The sequence below is a fragment of the Undibacterium sp. GW821-FHT07F11 genome, from assembly GCF_059418665.1.
In genome coordinates this window covers 117595-137914 of the sequence record NZ_JBWKQH010000003.1, presented here as the reverse complement: position 1 = coordinate 137914, position 20320 = coordinate 117595, and the positions used below count along the sequence as shown (strand labels likewise).

The window sequence follows — 20320 nt, the reverse complement described above, 5'->3', positions numbered from 1 at the left end:
CAAAAGTCAAACCCAGTCACATGGATCAACCTGATAATACGCCCTCAACTGTTCATACAAGGCTGGATGATAGTGAGCAAGATCACGGCTTTTCTTAAAGAAGGCCTCTGTCACGACAGCAAAAAATTCTGCCGGATTGGTCGCGCCATAAGGATCAATGACCGTTTGAATATCATTGGCTATCGCCTGATGTAATTGAGCATATTCTCTTTCCATCAGCGTCGACCATGCCATATAAGCTGCTGCTGACTTCAAGGCTGGCGCGCCATTGGTCGTTCCCGTTTCACTATCAAGCTGATGGGCAAATTCATGAATAACCACATCCTGCCCCCGTGCTTCATTGTCGGGATTATGTGCGACCTGATCCCAGGCCAGAATGACACGGCCATCACTCCATGATTCTCCGCTCAATCCCTGATTGGTATGCGTGACGATACCATCAGCATTCATTTGGGTCCGGGGTGCCACAAATGCTGATGGATATACCAGCACATGCGTAAGCTGCGGATACACATCTGATTCACGGTTCAACAGCAACAGGCAAGCCCTGCCCGCTATCGTTACCCTGATTTCATCAGTGATTACTAAACCACTACAACCAACAAAAGTTTTTTGATAAAGAAACTGGCGTATGCGTTTCTTCAACTGCATTTGCAGATCAGTCGGCATGCGCGTATAGCCCGGCAGGTTTTTGCGTAAAATTTTTGAGTAATTCAAGGGAAAAGCCTGGGATAACACACGACGCAAGCGCAGCCTGGGCAGGACAACGATGCCAAGTACCAGTAAAACAATAATAAGAATTAACCATTCCATGTCGACAACCTAATCAGGATTGCGAATGTGATTTGCATCTGACATTCGTTGATCAGATGCAAATGGGCGCGACAAAGTCAAACTCAATAGCAATTAATATATAAGGTCATGGCCCTTGAAAATCAGCTTATCAGATCACATGGCATTAAATAATATGAATTAGATAATTTCATGAGAAAATATCATGGATTGATTTTTTCCTTCGCAAGTCTGGGCCTTACTATGAAACCCTGGGAAACCTTAAGCTCAAAGATACTAATCAGCGATAACTGGTTAAAGCTGACCGCAGACACATGCAAGCTCCCCAATAAACAAATAATCGAACCCTATTATGTACTCCATGAAGCAGACTGGGTGCATGTGTTTGCCCAGGCAGATGATGGCCGTATATTGACGGTAAAGCAGTTTCGCTATGGCATAAAAAAGGTTTGCCTGGAATTACCTGGTGGTGTCATTGAAGAAGGTGAGGCACCGCTCCTTGCCGCACAAAGAGAATTATTGGAAGAAACAGGTCACACCGCCACTCACTGGCAATTTTTAGGAATCATGCATGCCAACCCTGCTCGTCAAACCAATACCATTCATTTGTTTTTTGCTACCGGGATTGATTTAAAGGGTGAGCAGCAGCTCGATGTATCTGAAGATATAGAATTCGACTTTCTGGCAATTTCTGAAATACAGAAAAAGATAGAAACCAACGAGTTTTCACAAGCGCTGCACATAGCCTCGTTTTACCGAGGCTTGCACGCATTAACATTGAATACGAATAAATGATGAGAAGCACTCTGAGAAAAAAGATCACCGAAGTATGCAATAACAAAATAGAACAAAAAGGCAGCAATGTTGGTCTATCCTTTTATGCGTTCTTTGCCAACAAAAACGATGACCCACAATTGCTGATGGAAGCTGCCACATGGTGGATCATGGAAAACAAGTTTGATCACTTTGAAAAGGCAGTCAAAATCAAGGCAATAGTTGAAGCTCTGGAAGCAAGCTGAAGAATTGGCGGCTCCCTGCAGTAAAAGAAAAGCGCAGGCATAATGAAGAAATCAGAATACTTTCTTCATTCATGCATTTCTCAAAGATATGAGCGCTCTTTTCTCCCCCATCACGCTTGGTTCACTCAGTTTAAAAAACCGCATCATCATTGCCCCCATGTGCCAGTACTCTGCAGAAGATGGCAAGGCGACTGACTGGCATCTTATTCATTTGGGTGGACTTGCCTTGTCAGGTGCAGGTTTATTGATACTGGAAGCCACCGCCGTAGAAGCGATAGGCCGCATTTCTCCAGGTGATCTGGGTTTATGGTCAGATGAAACAGAAGCTGCGCTGGCGAAAGTATTGACTTCGATACGCAAGCATTCTGCCATGCCGATTGCGATACAGCTGGGTCATGCCGGACGCAAAGCTTCTAGCCAGGCGCCATGGCATGGTGGTCAATTGATTGCACTGGAAGATGGTGGCTGGCAAATGGTCGCGCCCTCAGCTGTGCCGCATGCGCAAGCTGAGCGCGCACCATTGGCATTGGATGACGCCGGCCTGCAACGTGTGAAACAGGCTTTTGTTGATGCAGCGGTACGCGCGCACCGCTTGGGTATTGATGCAATCGAGATACATGCAGCACATGGTTATTTGCTACATCAATTTTTATCTCTCATTGCAAATCAGCGTACAGATCAATACGGTGGTTCAAAGGAAAACCGTTTACGTTTTCCTCTGGAAGTATTTGATGCCGTGCGGGCCGCAGTTCCTAAAGACAGCATGGCAGTTGGCTTGCGACTTTCAGCGACCGACTGGGTGGAAGGTGGCCTGGATATCTCGCAAAGCAAACTCTTTGTCCAAGAATTACAGAAGCGCGGCTGTGACTTTATCCACGTTTCCAGCGGCGGGGTTTCACCTGATCAAAAAATCCCACTGGGACCTGGTTATCAGGTTCATCTGGCGGAAGAGATCAAACTGCATTGCAGCATACCTGTCATCGCGGTGGGCCTGATTACGGACGCCCATCAGGCAGAAGAAATTATTACGACAGGCAAAGCTGATGCCATCGCCATCGCCCGTGGCATTTTGTACGACCCGCATTGGCCCTGGCATGCAGCCGCGCAATTGGGGGCAACAGTGGATGCACCAAAGCAGTATTGGCGCTCTCAACCACGTGATCAGAAAAACCTGTTTGGCGACACCCGCATAGGGCAAAGATAATCAATACATGTACGATCTGGCAAAACGGCATACTGCAGCTTTGCCAGACGTCATCAGGCCAGTACCTGTTCATCCGCCCACTGATTGCGCATGGAATCATTATCTGGACGCCTGCCCAGCCATTTTTCATATACGGCAGCCTCAAATTGTACAACGCTGCAGTTCTCTACCGAGATCAGATGCGCCACTACAGATTGCTGTGGCCTCCACATGATTGACTCACGATACGGCAAAGTACACCAGTCTTCAAAACTGTCGTACCAGACTAGCGTTACTGGTTTTTTGCTCACACCGGGAGGCATTTGCTGGTAGTAGGTTTTTATCGCAGCTTGCGTATCTGTAATAGCCTTCTTGCGACACATCATGAGGTAATTAATCATGGATATCACATCTTGCGGTATCTTTTGTGCACCAGCTTCCCAGTTACTCCAGGTCCGTACCGGGACACCACCAATCAGCTCTGCAGCTTCATGTTGGCTGAAATGCAGCAAGCTGCGCATAGCCTTCAAACTCACACCATTCATTTTTATCCCTTACTCAATTCTCATTATCTCTGAACGCTCTTGAAAAGCATCAATTCAATTTTTTCAAAGCCTCTTTGACATAATTGGCATTCGAGCTATTTGGTGATAATTCCAGGAAGCTGGTGTAGGCTTTTTTGGCTTTCTCATTTTCATTCAAAAGCGCCCTGGCATCTCCCAGATTCAGGTAGGCAATCGATCTCGATGGGTCAATCTGTAAAGTATTTTCAAACCAGCGCGCAGCTTCTGCATATTTTTGCTGTTTGAAATAGACAAAACCCAGGTTGTTTGCCGCCAGACCAAAGTCAGGCCTGTACTTCAGCGCCTCTGTAAATGCGGCTTCTGCCTGTGCATATTGCTTCTCTTTATACAATTGCAGTCCATGGTCATTGGCTCTTTGTGCCAGTTGTCGTGATGAGCCATCCACCATTTTGGGTGCCGCGATTTTTTGCTCACCGCCAGTCAGGTTTTTGATGACTATCGGTGTATCAGCACCTGCTTTGACTGCGCCATCAAGTTTGTTATTGAGGGCGATGGCGTCAGCAGACAATTGATTGGTTTTTGCATTCAGGAACTCACCTTCTCCCCGTGTTTCAAATACAAATTCACCACCTTCTGAACCTGGCAAACTGCCAAATGCAGGGGTTTGTTGCGATACGCTTGATACTGCGGGTGCAATATAGGCTGCCAGTTCTGTTGCGGTAATCATGCCATCGCCATTCATGTCTGCCTTGCCACTCAGGGCTTGCAGCAAAGTCCAGGTAAAGACAGAATGACCATTAGGTCCGCCATCAGCAACCAGTTGATCAGCGCCACCTGCCGTCAGCATTTGACGGCCCAGTCGCTTTCCATTTTCGCGTAGAAATGCGCTGGTGCCGCCGCCACGCGTCAACCCCAATCCGCTATAACAGGCGTCCATGACAAACAAAATGTGCTTGGCATTGAGGCTCTCGGCGATATTCTGCAAATCTGTCATGGGAATGGCATCGACAGATAATTGCTCAGGGTCAGAATCAACGGGAATGATATAGCCCAGGTTACGACCAGAACTCAGCTTCCTGGTTGCGCCATGGCCAGCAAAGAAGACGAAGACCCTGTCATCTTTTTTCAATTGCCCATGTCCCAGTTTTTCATGGAATAAGGCGAGGATATTATTGCGGGTCGCATCTGCATTGGTGAGTGTCAATACCTTGTCGCCGGCAAAGCCCATACGATTGATCAGAGTGTCGCGGATAGCATTGGCATCCTGCACCGCATATTGCAACTTGGGCCATTTTGCATACTCGTTGATACCAATGACGATAGCCCAGCTATTTTGATAGTCGGTACTGATGCTGACTTTTTCTGGCGTAGGCTTGCCACCTTTGGCAATCTTGAAGTCAGTGCCATCCCATGAGGCAAAGCTATAGCCATCGGCAATCAGTTTATCCAGTACCAGCGGCAAAGCTTTTACTGTGCGTTCATGGATATCGTGGAAAAGTATGATGCCACGCTGCTCTTTCTCCAAAGTGCCAAGTACACGACCGGCAATCGAATTAGGTACAGGGTCAGCCCAGTCGAGGGAATCGATATTCCACATGACCGAGCGCAAGCCCAGCTTGTGAAGGATTTGCATGCCCTCTTTGTTCTTTGCACCGTAGGGAAAACGGAACAAGGAAGAACGAGCCGGGTCTATGGCCTTCAGCAATTTATCTGTCTGCTCAATTTCTGCATTCAGATTATTGCCGCTTTGCTTGGACAGCAAGGCGTGGCTGAAACTATGATTAGCCAGCACATGGCCTGCGCTCAACAGTTTTTTGCTGGTTGCAGCGTTTTTATTCAGCGATTCCTTGCCCTGCGCATCAACACTGCCTACATTCTTGCCAACCTGGAAAAACACCCCCGGCACATTGTATTGCTTGAGTATCGCTGCAATTTCATCGGTATAGGTAGCATGTGGGCCGTCGTCGAAAGTCAACACTACGGTTTTTGGTGGTAAGCCCTGACCGAAAATCTCCTTGTCTTTCTCATCGGCTGCTTCCGGCTTTTCGGGGTAAGGCAGGATGATCCCATAATCCTTTAGGATTTGTTCTCGGTTATACAGCTTGCGTAACTTGGCGATGTAATCATCCCAACGTTCACGCTTCAGTTCTATGGAACGAGATTCAAAGCGCGAGAAAATTTCTTTGAGTTCTTTGTCGTATTCTTTTTCGATTTCACTGAGTGCATTCAAATCGTCAGTGACACGCTTGTGCAGCTTGATCGATGGCAGGGTCTGTTCTGTCGCTATCAATGTTTGCATCTTAAGCAAAACTTCGCGGAACGCGAGGCGGTCTGCATCGTATAAATCTTCACCAGATTCTATATAGGTCAGGATAGTGTCAAAGCTGGCTTCGCGTTTGGCATTGCTGAGTGACTTCAATTTACTGAAAAAAGCGTCCAGATTATTGAGCCTGACCAGATTTTCATGGAACAAAGCCTGCCCTACCCGATTTGCCTCATTACGTTCTTTTGCATTGAGTTTTTTCTCATCTGCTAGCAAGATGATAATTTTGCGATACGCGACCAATAAACCATTCAAATCTTCTGGCAATTTGGCAGGATCAAATGCATCCTTTTGCTCAGACTGAGAAGCTACCGCCTTGCTCTCAGGAGTGGTGCTAGTCTTTTGTACGAGGAAATAAGAGGCGATAGCCACGCTGACTACAGCGATGGCAGACAAGATAAGTTTTTGAGGTTTCATCAGGAAAAATACAGGCCGGCAATTAACAAACAAGCGATATCATATTGCAAATGCCATACGGTATGGTTGCTTAATGTGCTGCTGCGGAAGGAACTGCAAAGTTTTTTGTAACTATTTCCCCAGTTTCCCCAGATTTTTAGCGGCTTCGCGATAGGTCAGGCCAGAGAATCGACCCTGGTTTTTTTGCAAAAAGTCTCGTATGGCAACAGGATCATGCCAGGCATAATCACGCAAAGCCCAGCCTATCGCTTTACGGATGAAAAACTCTTTTTCATCTGCCAGCGCCAGGGCATAGGTAAATAATCTGATCACGTCGGTCTGCTCGCGCCAGCCTAACTGATGCAATAAGGCGATGCGTCTTACCCAAAAATCGGGATGTTCAAGTGCTTTATCCATGCCAGCTTGCATATCCCGTCTCGCTGTTAAATTTTGCCGCAATAAGTCGCCAACCACACCAGCCAGGCCATCAACAGTGTCCCACCACGATTTTTGCTGCACTAAAGCGAGCAAGGCTGGCACATCCTCCAAACGCAAGCACCGGTAATGTTTGGCCAGAATATCCACTGCCAGATACTGGTATTCGCGCTGCTCACAGACCCACAAGCTATTTGCGATCTGTAAAAGTTCGTCCGCGTCAGCCGTTTTCAATTGCCGGATAATGTCCATACACGCCCTGCGCCGGTCTGGCGCGGGAATGCCCAGAAATTCAAAACGGTTTTTCATATAGGCTTGCATCCCTTGCGCCCGTACCGGGTCAGCAAGCGGCAATAAACCAAGTTGACATTGACTGATAATTTCTTTCATATCGATTACTCCAGAATTGTAAAGATGCGGAGAAAAACAAACGGTATTAAAAGAATCGGGTGCACTCAAATACTTTCAAGCACATATTCTTTTATGTTAAAGTCATTACGTTTTGCTCATTTGTCACTACCGCATTTCATCTGCACATCCCCCAATCATACCAAGCCAGCGCAGGAGTAGCCTCATGTTCGCAGCCATACCTGAAGCACCGCAGCACGTCATCAAGAATCGTCCCTTATCAGAATTCGACACCGATGCCGCTGCTGTAAGGGCAATTGCCCAGGCCACGGTCAGTGTCGAGTTATTTACGATCCCGTTGTACATGAATTCCATGTATTCGATCTATGGCACACATCAGATCAATTCCAAGGGTAATAATTATTATAAAGGCCGCCAATGGCCAGGAATGGCGACCACTGCAAAAGCCAGCACAGCCAATGAGCGTGCCTTCAACGTCATCTTCAGCGTATTCATACAGGAAATGCTGCATTTACAGATGGCTGCCAATATCGCTACGGCGATTGGTGTCAACCCGAGCTTTACTGAAAATTCTGGTCTGCAAAACAGTGAGCGTGGCTGGATTTGCTACGGGCCAAACAAGCACACCATACCCTGCATTGTTGATCTGAGGGATACCAATAGCTATAAGGATGTCAGGGTCAATCTGGAGTCGCTGAATAACAACCAGATAGAACTGTTTTTGGCAATTGAGCAGCCGGAAAAGCAGGCGCGCGAAGAATTACGCCACAACGCTGATAAATATTTCCCCGACGTGCCACTAGCTAACTGGAACCCCGATAAGGGCTTTGCTGACCTGCCGCTGTTCGGCACTATTGGTTATATGTATGAATGCTATGCCAAATACATCAGTATGGAATATACGGATGGTCAGACACTGTGGCAAAAACTGTTTGATAATAATGCAGTGCAAAAAGACATGTTCAATGTCCACAGTACACCTAAGCAGCCGAACGACAGTCACCCCCAAAAAGAATACCCGCAATTTGATACTTTGTTTGGCCCTGAAGATCTTGATGGCGGCATGGCAGGTTCACAAAACAAAGCCATAGACATGATGTGTGCCATTACCGATCAGGGCGAAGGTAATTCCGCTGGAATCAAACACTACCGCCGCACCCAATTACTGCGTGCCGTACAGCCTGATTATCGTGAGTCTGACGAAGCTCTGAAAGCCGATTATCCTGCGTATGACGGTGATGGCAAGGATGTGCCATCCAGAGATGCTGCCGCACGCTTTCACAGTGCGGCATTTGATCACTATGAACGCTTTCAGGATATCCGCAAAGAGATGGAACATCCTGGGCAGACAACTGCTGATCATTTGCTGACTTGGGAACAATGGCATGCTGTTGCAGGTAATCAGTGGACTGCCTCCATGTTGACCAATAAGGACTACGATGCTGCGTCAGCGCCACAAAATATCCCTGCACCTGATGACGTTGCCGGTGCACTGAATCGCTTGAAAAGCGAAGGGGAAAAAACTGTGCAGATGTTAAGCAGCGTATCTGCAGGTGCCATTTATGGCATAACCTCTGTACTGGACAAATACTGGACAAACAAGGAAACGAATTTCCCTTATCCATCCATGGTTGGCTCAGGTGACCGTATGTCGATTTGCTGGGCGATTACAGGTTGTTCACCAGATTTGTCAGTCAGTGTTCCGCTACCAGACAAGAATACTTTGTACCACTCTTGCCAGGGTCTGGATTTCAACGCCAGCAAGGAATCGGAAACCGGACAGGGAGAGAATCAATGTGCGGCCATTGCGGTTTATCATAGCTGCCGTGGTTCAAACGGTTGCAAGGCCCAGGGTGGTTGTGGTTTTGCTCAAATAGATATGGTTGTTAAACCGGAAAAAGAAGCGCTTGTCGCCGCAACTGCAGACCGCGGTTCACACAATCTGTGCGGCAAACCACCGGAGCCTACACCTCCAGGCACTCTATATAGCTCGCCAAGTGATAACCGCTGCAAGACCTATGGCGGCTGTGCCGTGCCCATCTCTGCATCGCAACTATTCCCCGCCAGCGGGACAATGACTTTGTATACTTTTGATGATGCACCACCACATGCAGAGCATCTATTGAACAAGAACATCAAATTCAAGCAAGGTGACAGTGTGTTTGACACGGCCTGGGCGGCCTATAGCACGGTGATGACGACGCGCCACAAAAACCCGGGGGAAATGCCAAAACCAAATGATTTGCGCCTGGCCTTGCCACCATCAACCTGATAATTAAGCATGCCTGAGCAGTACACCATGCATACTTTGCAGCCACGTCTGGGCCTGCCCAACCTGGGTCTGGGCGTTGGTCTGCGTAATACCCACTTTGAGCACATACTCGAACATGGTGCGGGAGTAGCCTGGTTTGAAGTGATTACAGAAAATTTCATTGATAACCATGGTTATGCGCGCCATGTTCTGGAGCGTATAGCGCAAACCTGTCCTATCGTCATGCATGGTGTTTCGCTGTCGATAGGCAGTACAGATGCGCTGAATTTCGACTATCTGAAGAAACTCAGGCAATTGGCAAAGGAATTGCAGCCTGCCTGGGTATCAGATCATTTGTGCTGGACAGGTGCAGCAGCGATAAATACCCATGATTTGCTACCGTTACCCTTGAATGAAGCCACGCTAGCGCATGTGGCAGAACGTGTACGGATAGTGCAGGATTTTCTGGAGCGCCCACTCATCATAGAGAATCCAAGTACCTACGTTGAATTTGAACAATCAAGCATGGCTGAGGATGAATTTTTAAGCCGTTTAACTGAAAAAACCGGTTGTGGCCTGCTGCTGGACGTTAATAATGTTTATGTATCTGCGTACAATCATGCCTTTGATGCTGAACGCTATATACGCAACCTGCCTGCAGACCGTATCGTGCAAATTCATCTGGCGGGGCCGAGTCATCATGGCGACTATATGATAGATACGCACGATCAGCCTGTGCCGACACCAGTCTGGCATTTGTATGCGTTGGCGCAAGCCTTGACGGGTGGTGTTTCTACACTGCTGGAATGGGATGCCAATATTCCTGCCTATCCTGACTTGCTGGCAGAACTGGACAAAGCTCAGTTGGTCATGACTGGTCATTTTCCAGAGGTGAAAATCAATACAGCATTGGGTACAAGCATTTCTACGCCTCTGCATTTTCAACTGGAAGAACTCAGCACTTTATGAGCCAGTCTGTACCTGATCCATCGCTATCACAATTACAGCACTGGTTTTTAACGGTAATGACTGCGCCCGGTGGGCTGGTGAGAGGTTTATCGCTGGCACAGGAGCATCTGGGACTGGAAGAATCGAACGTAATAAAAATCACGCCAGGTAAACAATCGCGCATGCATGTTTATGCCTATGGCTACATCCTGCGTTTACAGGAATGCCTGCAAGCTGACTTCCCGGTTCTACGCCGACTGATGGGCGATGAATTGTTTAATTTTTTTGCCCATAACTATATCTGGCGACATCCCTCCCGCGCACCGTCACTCTATGATTTAGGTGCTGGCTTTGCCAACTTCCTGCTCCAAAGTCAGCCCCAAGATACAGATGGATTAAAGGCTGGAAAAGCAGACCTGCTATTGCAGTTTCCGGTAGAGATAGCACGAATGGAACGGGCATTTACTGAAGTAATACGGGCACCTGGACTAGAGAATAACTTCGACATCAAAAACCACAATGTGTTTGACTTGCTGATGGGTTCACATGCAGACATCCATGTCCCGGCTTGCGTACGGCTGCTCAAAACCAGCTTTCCTTTACTGACATACTGGGGACAGGCAAAACATGCGCCTGCGGATCAGGATTTACCCGTCCCGCCAAAACCAGAAACCAGTTACCTCGCATTTACCCGCCTGAATTACCGTGTGCAACTGATCCCCCTGTTTCCATGGCAATATCATTTTTTACAGGCTGCTTACAACAATCCAGATATGCATCAATGCGCAGTAAAGTCATCACAAGAAACCGGGCTGGATATTCACGCACTACTGGCAGATATTTGCCTGTGGCAGCCGCAAGCTCAAGCGCTTGGTCTGCTGACTATAAAAGAGGTGACTTTGACCTGATCAAAGCCACCTCTCAGATATAAGATTAACCGGCATTAATCATTGCTGCCTTACCCTCCCCTTTATTCAGCAAATCTTTTGCCGCGAGTGCCAGAAAAGCATCTACGGCAGAACTGCTACCACTTCCACCAGTCTGTATGCTTGGCACCATGGCGATGTGGCCTTTTTCTATTGCTTCAGCAAAACGCAACAAGACAGTTTGCTGGAATTGCAGTTCAGGGCCGCCATAAGCCTCCACATTCAATTCAGTCGCTTTCGCCTGCGCCTCACCTATTTGCTGGATTTGATAAGCCTCTGCATTGGCCAGGGTGCGTTTGGCATCTGCCGCGCCAGAAGCAACCTGGCGCGCTTCTTCTGCTGCCTTGATCGCTTTTTGTACGGCTGCACTACCCTGGTTTTCTGCGATCTTGACGGCCAGCTCCGACTCGGTGATGGAAGTCTGTTGTTTTGCCCTAGCCTCTGCCTCACGCAGGATGCGCTCTTGTACGGCAGCGGTTTCCTTGGTTTTATAAGTCTCCAGTTGCTCCCTGGAGACCTGGCGTTCACGCAATTGCTTCAGAATCACTTCAATCTGCGTGTCGCCAGTCTTGGCACGCGGCGTGCCTATCAATACTTCATTCAGGGTTAGGTTATAACCTTCAAAATTTTTGCGCATTTCTGCTTTGGCGCGCTCCTGTATGTCTGAACGTTCTTGCAGTAACTCGATGAGTGTTTTGCCCTGGCCTATGTTCTTGAAATACGCGGCAACCATGGGGTCCAGGGTTTGCTCCACCAGTTTCTGGATATCGCCAAATCTTTGTATGACCAGCGGTGCCATTTTATAGTCGATGTTGACGACGACGGATAAAGGCAGGTCAGGTTCGAATGCATCTTTGGTAATCAGTGAAACTTCGCTCAGGTGTTTGTCCAGTTCATGCGAGCCCACCTGTCCTGACTGCCATTTCAAAATGAAGTTGGTTGTTGGCACATCGATGACACGCTTCGCATATGGATTCAACGCATACTTGCCTGGTAACAGCGGCGATACCTGCACACCTTTTTCATCGCTACTGACCAGTTCGCCATGACGGTATGCATCCCCTGTCACATCATTACCAGCCTTACCGGTATAAGACACGACCACGCCGACATAGCCGACGGGCACTACACGCTTCTCAACTATTTCATAACTGGCGAAACGTGCGTTCAGATAATAAGTGCCTTCAACCAGGACTTGTAGTTGACGGCCTTTATAACCACCGGCATCGATGAATACTTCTGGATTCTGGAAATCATGATGATAACTACGCTCTTGATGCGGATCTGCGCCAACGACCGGCGCAACGATCGTGCCCTCAGGTAGTGATTGCCCCTCATGCGTGGTAATCACTGCCAGTTTATCGTCCCGTATGACCAAGGGAAGAAAACCATTACGCAAGCGCAGTTCATCCAGCATTTCTGCCAACTGGCCGACGACAATGCCGTCATTACTGATATTGCCATCACCAGGCAGAGACAAGGCATACACGCGTTCGGCAGTCAACACCACGAATTGCGCAAGGTTGATCGCATAGGTACCTTCGCGCAGGATTTTGCGCTGCAAACCTTTTTGGCCAGCATTGGTGAGGAAGCTGCGGACATCGGTAAAGTCATTTGCCTCCTTATTACAAGCCAGGTTTTGTGTGGGTGCCATAGCCTGTCCATCGCGTGCAAAAACATAAGCCAGAGTACCTTGCTGTATCGTCACCAGATCATGTCTGTGGATGGAATATTGAAACGGGAAAAACACATGAAAGCCACCACGCAAAACTTCAGGCTGGAAACCGGCTTCGCCATTCAGTGCAATAAATCCATGCTGGACTGAGCCACTGGCCGACCATTTTTTTTCGACAATACCGATTTTCTCATTCGAGATATACACGAGCACATTACTGCTATAGAACAACAAAATAAGGATGACAACAATAGCCGCCAAAATAATTTCAAACATACTTAGCCTCTTCTTTTTAAAAAATTCCGATCTTTTTCGGAAATGCAGCAGCGCTACTGGCATCTGGTAGATGCCAGCAGTACAACGGGATAACGGAATTTGTGTGGGTAGTGTTACGACAATGAGGAGCCTGTCACGCCCCTCATTTGATTAGACGGGTCGTCGTGGCGACTCGATGACAGCAGGTTTTTGAGACTTGACAACTTGCATGGCTGTAGCTATCAGACCACTCATATCGCCCAGATTGGCTGGTACAATAATCGAATTATTGGTTTTAGCCAGGTTGCCGAATGCGCTAACATATTGCTCGGCGACTTTCAAATTAACCGCATCGGCACCACCTGGCGACTGTATCGCTGCAGCTGTTTTACGTATCGCTTCTGCACTTGCTTCAGCAATCGCCAATATGGCTGCAGCCTGACCTTGTGCGCGGTTGATCGATGCCTGTTTTTCACCTTCGGATTTGGCAATAGAAGCTTCACGCTCACCCGTTGCGATATTGATCTGCTCTTGCTTGCGACCTTCTGATGCGGCGATCAAAGCACGTTTTTCACGCTCTGCAGTGATTTGTGCCTGCATTGCATGCAAGATTTCTTTAGGCGGTGTCAAATCCTTGATCTCGTAACGCAAGACCTTGACGCCCCAGTTGGCTGCCGATTCATCAATCGCGTTGACGATCGTGGTATTGATGTGATCACGTTCTTCAAAAGTCTTGTCAAGCTCCATCTTACCGATGACAGAACGCAAGGTGGTTTGCGCCAGTTGCGTAATGGCAGAGATATAGTTGGACGAGCCATATGATGCGCGCATGGCATCAGTAATCTGGAAGTACAAAATACCATCTACCTGCAATTGCGTATTGTCCCTGGTGATACAAACCTGCGGCGGTACATCCAGCGGGATTTCTTTCAGTATGTGTTTATAAGCGATGCGATCAACAAAAGGCACCACGATATTCAGACCTGGCCCCAGCGTGGCATGATATTTACCAAGTCGCTCCACAACCCAGGCATGCTGTTGTGGTACGACATTGATGGTTTTGAAAACAAATACCATGGCCAACACCAATAAAACCAGAGCGACGCTACCTATATTTTCCATATCCTTACCTTTATTGTTATTCAGTTTGTCTTATATGATTTCAATTATTCTTTGTACTGCTACGACGGTTTTACTATCAAACGGCTACCTTGTATTTCTTCAATAATATAAGCACCGGGATAGCCTGCCGAGTGCTGCAATTCAACATCCCACATGGCACCGCGATACATGGTTCTTGCGGCAAACTTGCCATTACCTAAATCCTTCCATTCATTGACTTGCAAGGTTTGCCCTATATCCATATTCACATTCGGGTCACGGGCAGCATTTGCATTTTCTTTCCAGCCATATTTACTCTTGTGCAGGGCCGCAGTTGCAAGTGCGCCAACAACAGCCGCAACAATCATCTGACTCTCTGAACCCAGTTGAAATACAGCCGCCAAAGCACCTGCCACCAGGCCAATTGAAATCATCAGTAAGTAAAACGTACCCGTGAACAATTCAAATATCACGACTATGCCCGCCAATATCATCCACATCATCCATCCGTTCATATTCTTATTCTCCTTATCAACTTTTGTATTTATAAATTCTGCTACTTTTGTATTCTCTATGACTGGCTTATATTTTTCATCGGTAATCGCCATAGGAATTTACTCACAAAAAAGCCCCCGTTACCTGACGTGGTAACGAGGGCTCTTCCAGGAATTTTGTTGAAGTATTGATTTTCTTTTTCTTAAGTTTCGACACCGGTAGTCTAGTCCTAATTTTAAAAAATACAAGGGGTCACATTCGATTTATGTTGCGGCGCACCAACAAGAAAAAACGGGAACCCTTTTGCAAGGAGTTCCCGTTTTTTACATTAATTCAGACTACTTATTTTCCGACCGCTGCAAGTTTCTGCCAGGTATCAATCACTGAATCAGGGTTCAGGGAAATCGATTCTATTCCTTCTTTCATCAACCATTCAGCAAAGTCCGGATGATCGGATGGCCCCTGGCCGCAGATGCCGACATACTTGTCGAGTTTGCGACAGGCGGCGATCGCACGTGACAACAAGGCGCGTACAGCAGGGTCACGTTCATCAAAATCCGCTGCCAGCAATTCCATGCCGGAATCGCGATCCAGACCCAGGGTCAACTGTGTCAGGTCATTGGAGCCAATAGAGAAACCATCAAAGAATTGCAGGAACTCTTCCGCCAGAATTGCATTCGATGGGACTTCGCACATCATGATCAAACGCAAGCCATTTTCCCCGCGCTTGAGTCCATTTTTTGCCAGCAGATTCACGACTTTTTCAGCCTGACCCAGGGTACGTACGAAAGGCACCATGATTTCTACATTGGTCAGGCCCATCTCATTACGCACACGTTTCATGGCCTGGCATTCCATTTCGAATGACTCGGCAAAATCCGGCGCCAGATAACGTGCTGCACCGCGGAAACCCAACATCGGATTTTCTTCATCCGGCTCATAGCGTGATCCGCCTATGAGTTTCTTGTATTCATTCGACTTGAAGTCAGACAAGCGAACGATGACTTTCTTCGGCCAGAATGCTGCGGCAATAGTCGCAATACCTTCTGCCAGTTTGTCGACATAAAAGGCTCTTGGAGACGCATGTCCACGGGCAACAGATTCCACCGCTTTTTTGAGGTCAGCATCAATATTCGGGTATTCCAGAATCGCTTTTGGATGTACGCCGATATTGTTATTGATGATGAACTCCAGACGTGCCAGACCAACGCCTTCATTCGGCACAGACTGGAAGTCAAATGCCAGTTGAGGATTACCGACATTGAGCATGATTTTCAAAGACAGCTTGGGCAATTCACCGCGCAGCTCTTCAGTCACTTCGGTTTCCAGCAAACCATCGTAAATCTTGCCTTCATCACCCTCAGCACAAGATACGGTAACCAGAGTGCCGTCTTTCAGCACATCGGTCGCATCTTCGCAGCCCACTACGGCTGGTACACCCAGTTCACGCGCGATGATCGCTGCATGGCAGGTACGGCCACCACGGTTGGTGACAATCGCGGCAGCGCGCTTCATGACGGGTTCCCAGTTGGGATCTGTCATGTCGGCAACCAGTACATCGCCAGGTTGCACTCTTTCCATTTCGGATGGATCATGAATAACGCGTACACGGCCTGCACCTATCTTCTGGCCAATCGCACGGCCAGAGGCTAATACTGTGCCACTGCCTTTGAGTTTGAAGCGCTGTTGTGCATCAGTAGGTTTTTGCTGGGATTTGACGGTCTCTGGACGTGCTTGCAGGATGTACAGTTTGCCGTCACGGCCATCCTTGCCCCATTCGATATCCATAGGGCGGCCATAATGTTTTTCGATGATAGTAGCGTACTTGGCCAGCTCCACCACTTCGGTATCATTCAGTGAATAGCGGTTACGCAATTCAACTGGCACATCCACGGTTTTTACAGAGCGGCCTGCCTTGGCTTCACCAGTGAATTCCATTTTAATGAGCTTGGAACCGATATTGCGGCGTATGACAGGCAATTTACCCTGCTCCAGCATAGGCTTATGGACATAGAATTCGTCAGGATTAACCGCGCCCTGCACCACGGTTTCCCCCAGGCCATAGCTGGACGTAATGAAGACCACGTCCTTAAAACCGGACTCTGTATCTATCGTGAACATGACGCCAGCTGCGCCCAGATCAGAACGCACCATACGCTGCACACCGGCAGACAAGGCAACTTCAGCGTGGGTAAATCCTTTATGGACGCGGTAAGAAATCGCCCTGTCGTTATACAACGAAGCAAATACGTGCTTCATCGCCTCCAGGATATTGTCAATTCCAACAACATTCAAGAAGGTTTCTTGCTGACCGGCGAAAGACGCATCTGGCAAATCTTCTGCAGTAGCAGAAGAACGCACAGCAAATGACATTTCAGCAGTAGAGTCAGACACCAGCTTGTTGTAAAACTCTTCTATCTCTTTCAGCAGGCGTGGTTGAAAAGGCGTATCTATGATCCATTGACGGATATCAGCACCGGCTTTTGCCAGTTCCTTGACATCGTCGATATTGAGATGTTCAAGACGGTCGGCAATACGTTTTTCCAGCGGCAAGCCGCCATCGATACTATGCGTCAGGAAATCGCGAAAAGCCTGTGCAGTGGTGGCAAAGCCACCAGGAACACGTACACCCGCTGTTGCCAGCTGGCTAATCATTTCGCCTAATGAAGCATTTTTCCCGCCGACGGATTCAACATCCGTCATGCGTAAATGCTCAAACGAGGCAACATAAGTTGCTTCAGTAATTGCTGCGTTGGACATAACAACCTCTTTTTGATGGTAAGAAATCTTTGCTGTTTAATGCCGTGCTGCTTCGTATCCCGCTGATTTTTTGTTATTCTTGAGGCGAACTACGCTTGACATGCTGTTGCAGCATTTTACATTGTGTCCTGCAAGATTTATCTAAACGGAATAAGAATTTGCAGTCTTTTTTGTTTCTAAGAGTACAAATATATTTCGTCCAGTCTATTGCTATTATTTATATAAAACTATCATGTCAGATACTCCCCAGCAAGTCCGGCCTGCAGCAAACCGTACCGTCTTTTTTGTCTCGGATGGCACTGGCATCACTGCAGAAACCTTTGGTCACTCGGTATTGACGCAATTTGACTTAAAATTCAAACAAGTTCGTTTGCCCTTTATCGATACGCTGGAAAAAGCCCACGATGCCGTGCGCAAGATCAATGATGCTTATACGGCTGAAGGAAATCGCCCCATCGTATTTTCCACACTGGTCAAAACTGACCTGGCTGGTGTTGTTTTCAAATCCAAGGGTTTGCACATGGATTTGATACAAACCTTTGTCTCTCCACTGGAACAAGAACTGGGCGTCAAGTCCACCCACACCATAGGGCGTAGCCACAATATTACGGACTCTGAAGAATATAAAAACAGGATAGAAGCCATCAATTTCTCGCTGGCGCATGACGATGGCCAGTCCAACAAAAATTTATCGACGGCAGATGTGATACTGGTTGGCGTGTCGCGCTCGGGCAAAACCCCAACCACGCTATATCTGGCGATGCAATATGGCATCAAGGCAGCAAACTATCCTTTGATTCCTGATGATTTTGAACGAGGCAAGCTACCTTCGGCATTACCTGAATTTAAAGGCAAGATTTTTGGCTTGAGTATTGCGCCTGAACGCCTGTCAGAAATTCGTAATGAACGTCGCCCAGGCAGCAAATATGCCTCATTGGAAAACTGCCGCTACGAAGTCAACGAGGCAGAGCTGATGATGAAGCGTGAAGGCATACGCTGGCTGTCATCAACCGCAAAATCGATAGAAGAGATCTCAACCACGATTTTGCAGGAAATTAAATCTGACGTGCGGATTTACTAAGAGACTGTTGCAAAATTAAGGTGGCTTGGCGCCCCCGGCTAGGCGTCGCCGGCGCAGACAGCACTTTAGTACCCAGTTTAACATTCGGACGGGGCGACAACGCCAAGTTAATTTTGCGGCAGCCTCTCCGTTTGTGTATCCAGTTGCTGCCGTACTTGCTCAAAAAAGCAGATGGCAGCGCTGGCCGCCACATTCAGAGACTCTATCGCAGCTTGCTGGGGTATAGTCACTGTACTGGTGGCCATAGACATCAATTCAGGCGAAACACCCTGTCCCTCGTGACCAAATAGCCAGACTACGTCCTGATTCAAATTGCTTTGATAAATAGTCTGTCTGGTGTGAGAGCTGGTAGCCAGCACCGGAATCGTAGCGCTGTTTAATAATGCAGGCAAATCGACATTTTCAAAAATATTCAGCAAAAAATGTGCGCCCATGCCTGCGCGCATGACTTTGGGTGACCATGCAAACGCAGTGCCGGGGCTGCAAAATACGTTTTTTATACCCGCTGCGGCAGCACTGCGCAGGATAGAGCCAAGATTGCCAGGGTCTTGCAAATTGTCCAGCACCACTGAAGATGAAGCCAAAGCAGCTGGAAATTCAGGAGCAGGCGTAGTGATAACAAACATCACACCTACCCCATGCTCAACCTGGCTTAGTGCCTTGTACAAGGCATCTGGCAGGCAAATACACTGCGTTTTCTGTTGTTCACTTTGCGCCAGCACAGCGGCTACTTCAGCATTATCCATGCTACTTTCTGCAACGATGCAATACTCTGGTGCACCCAGGTGCTGAAAATAAGCCTCGCACAGATGCACACCATCAAGCAAGGTGCGACCAGCCTTACGCCTTGCCTGCGAACTGGTGGCAAGCTGTTTGAATTCCTTGTAGAGAGGATTGTCACGGGAAGTAATCGATTTCATTTATTTGAGTAAAGCTTTCACTGGCGCATAAGATCTTCTGTGTATCGGCGATACACCATGTTCGCGCAAACGCTCCAGATGCAAGGCAGTCGGATAGCCCTTATGCTGATCAAGCGCATATTGAGGATAAGTTTCATGTAACTGCATTAACACATGGTCGCGCGCAGTTTTTGCTAATATGGATGCTGCCGATATTGCAGGCACCTTGTCATCACCCTTGATGATAGCCTCCGACGCTATGGACATGACCGGGCAACGATTGCCATCTATCAGTGCCAGTGTAGGCTGGACCGATAAACCCTCGACCGCACGTCGCATGGCCAACATGGTGGCTTGCAGGATATTGAGCTCATCAATCTCTTGCTCAGAACACTCTGCGATACACCAGGCCAGGGCATGTTCTTTGATCTCCAATGCCAGTTGATCACGTTTTGCTTCGCTGAGTTTCTTTGAATCCCGCAGTCCGGCGATAGGACGACTCGGATCCAGAATCACGGCTGCAGCCATGACGGGCCCTGCCAATGGTCCCCTGCCCGCTTCATCCACGCCACAAATCACTTCATTGTCATAATCAAACAAAGATAAACCAGGTGTCAGATCATGCATGGAAAAAAGCTTTCAACGCGGCGGGATCAAGATAGTAATGGCAAATCCTTTGCTGACTCTGGCCTTCTTTCTGACCTACCAGGACGGGCACCAGTTCATCGTACAAAGCCAGAACTTCATCATCCTGATCAACATCGACTACCTTGACGGTAAAGCCATATTCAGGGCTATAGGCTTGCAGTTGTTCCAGCATGTCATCACAGAGATGACAATAACTGCGTGAATAAAGTGTAAATTGAATCATCGTTTTTGCCTAAAGTG

18 protein-coding genes are annotated in these 20320 nt (G+C 47.9%); 7 read left to right on the top strand and 11 right to left on the bottom strand.

Annotation, left to right across the window (positions count from 1 at the left end):
* Positions 1-6 precede the first annotated feature (6 nt).
* On the bottom strand, positions 7-813 hold the full coding sequence (locus AC07OI_RS08050; RefSeq protein ID WP_495256848.1) for a M90 family metallopeptidase: 807 nt from the start codon (positions 811-813) through the stop codon (positions 7-9).
* Positions 814-984: 171 nt separating this feature from the next.
* Here AC07OI_RS08050 and AC07OI_RS08045 point away from each other — a divergent pair, with 171 nt between their 5' ends.
* From AC07OI_RS08045 to AC07OI_RS08035, 3 genes are all read left to right on the top strand, one after another.
* Positions 985-1587 carry an NUDIX hydrolase gene (locus tag AC07OI_RS08045; protein WP_495256847.1) on the top strand — a complete coding sequence of 201 codons (603 nt, stop codon included), beginning with the start codon at positions 985-987 and terminating at the stop codon, positions 1585-1587.
* Entirely contained in the window at positions 1584-1811 is a 228-nt protein-coding gene (locus AC07OI_RS08040; RefSeq protein WP_495256846.1) for a DUF6500 family protein, read from the top strand. Before AC07OI_RS08045 ends, AC07OI_RS08040 begins: the two co-directional genes overlap by 4 nt.
* Positions 1812-1899: 88 nt before the next feature.
* Entirely contained in the window at positions 1900-3015 is a 1116-nt protein-coding gene (locus tag AC07OI_RS08035) for an NADH:flavin oxidoreductase/NADH oxidase (protein WP_495256845.1), read from the top strand.
* Positions 3016-3068: 53 nt separating this feature from the next.
* Here the strand turns inward: AC07OI_RS08035 and AC07OI_RS08030 are convergent, their stop codons facing one another.
* The 3 genes from AC07OI_RS08030 to AC07OI_RS08020 form a co-directional block, all read right to left on the bottom strand.
* Positions 3069-3539, bottom strand: a complete 471-nt coding sequence (locus AC07OI_RS08030) for an Aca2/YdiL-like domain-containing protein (protein ID WP_495256844.1) — start codon at positions 3537-3539, stop codon at positions 3069-3071.
* 49 nt (positions 3540-3588) lie between these two features.
* Positions 3589-6258, bottom strand: coding sequence for a polysaccharide deacetylase family protein (locus tag AC07OI_RS08025; RefSeq protein WP_492704301.1), 2670 nt, complete (start codon positions 6256-6258; stop codon positions 3589-3591).
* 111 nt (positions 6259-6369) lie between these two features.
* The gene (locus AC07OI_RS08020) at positions 6370-7062 is read right to left on the bottom strand and encodes a DNA alkylation repair protein (protein WP_495256843.1); all 693 of its coding nucleotides are present in this window, start codon (positions 7060-7062) and stop codon (positions 6370-6372) included.
* Positions 7063-7246: 184 nt separating this feature from the next.
* On the opposite strand from AC07OI_RS08020, the gene AC07OI_RS08015 reads away from it, so the two are divergent.
* Genes AC07OI_RS08015 through AC07OI_RS08005 form a run of 3 tightly spaced genes read left to right on the top strand, consistent with a single transcriptional unit; the run spans position 7247 to position 11148 of the window.
* On the top strand, positions 7247-9313 hold the full coding sequence (locus AC07OI_RS08015) for a ferritin-like domain-containing protein (protein WP_495256842.1): 2067 nt from the start codon (positions 7247-7249) through the stop codon (positions 9311-9313).
* Positions 9314-9340: 27 nt separating this feature from the next.
* Positions 9341-10261: an MNIO family bufferin maturase gene (gene bufB, locus AC07OI_RS08010; RefSeq protein ID WP_495256841.1), complete on the top strand. Its 921-nt coding sequence runs from the start codon at positions 9341-9343 to the stop codon at positions 10259-10261.
* Positions 10258-11148 carry an HvfC/BufC family peptide modification chaperone gene (locus tag AC07OI_RS08005; protein WP_495256840.1) on the top strand — a complete coding sequence of 297 codons (891 nt, stop codon included), beginning with the start codon at positions 10258-10260 and terminating at the stop codon, positions 11146-11148. Before bufB ends, AC07OI_RS08005 begins: the two co-directional genes overlap by 4 nt.
* 25 nt (positions 11149-11173) lie before the next feature.
* On the opposite strand, the gene AC07OI_RS08000 is transcribed toward AC07OI_RS08005, so the two are convergent.
* From AC07OI_RS08000 to ppsA, 4 genes are all read right to left on the bottom strand, one after another.
* Entirely contained in the window at positions 11174-13117 is a 1944-nt protein-coding gene (locus AC07OI_RS08000; protein WP_495256839.1) for an SPFH domain-containing protein, read from the bottom strand.
* 150 nt (positions 13118-13267) lie between these two features.
* On the bottom strand, positions 13268-14218 hold the full coding sequence (locus tag AC07OI_RS07995) for an SPFH domain-containing protein (protein WP_492704295.1): 951 nt from the start codon (positions 14216-14218) through the stop codon (positions 13268-13270).
* Positions 14219-14277: 59 nt separating this feature from the next.
* Complete coding sequence (locus AC07OI_RS07990; RefSeq protein WP_492704294.1) at positions 14278-14805, bottom strand: NfeD family protein; 528 nt, start codon at positions 14803-14805, stop codon at positions 14278-14280.
* Between the two features lie 229 nt (positions 14806-15034).
* Positions 15035-17452, bottom strand: a complete 2418-nt coding sequence (gene ppsA, locus AC07OI_RS07985) for a phosphoenolpyruvate synthase (RefSeq protein WP_495256838.1) — start codon at positions 17450-17452, stop codon at positions 15035-15037.
* A gap of 232 nt (positions 17453-17684) precedes the next feature.
* On the opposite strand from ppsA, the gene ppsR reads away from it, so the two are divergent.
* Positions 17685-18533 carry a posphoenolpyruvate synthetase regulatory kinase/phosphorylase PpsR gene (ppsR, locus tag AC07OI_RS07980; RefSeq protein WP_492704292.1) on the top strand — a complete coding sequence of 283 codons (849 nt, stop codon included), beginning with the start codon at positions 17685-17687 and terminating at the stop codon, positions 18531-18533.
* A 107-nt stretch (positions 18534-18640) separates the two neighbouring features.
* Here the strand turns inward: ppsR and AC07OI_RS07975 are convergent, their stop codons facing one another.
* The 3 genes from AC07OI_RS07975 to AC07OI_RS07965 are packed head-to-tail and all read right to left on the bottom strand — an operon-like array spanning position 18641 to position 20303.
* Entirely contained in the window at positions 18641-19453 is an 813-nt protein-coding gene (locus AC07OI_RS07975; RefSeq protein ID WP_495256837.1) for a TrmH family RNA methyltransferase, read from the bottom strand.
* A complete protein-coding gene (gene rnhB / locus AC07OI_RS07970) occupies positions 19454-20059 on the bottom strand; it encodes a ribonuclease HII (protein ID WP_495256836.1) in 606 nt (201 codons plus the stop codon).
* Positions 20052-20303, bottom strand: a complete 252-nt coding sequence (locus tag AC07OI_RS07965; protein ID WP_162041320.1) for a glutaredoxin family protein — start codon at positions 20301-20303, stop codon at positions 20052-20054. Before AC07OI_RS07965 ends, rnhB begins: the two co-directional genes overlap by 8 nt.
* Between the last annotated feature and the right edge of the window lie 17 nt (positions 20304-20320).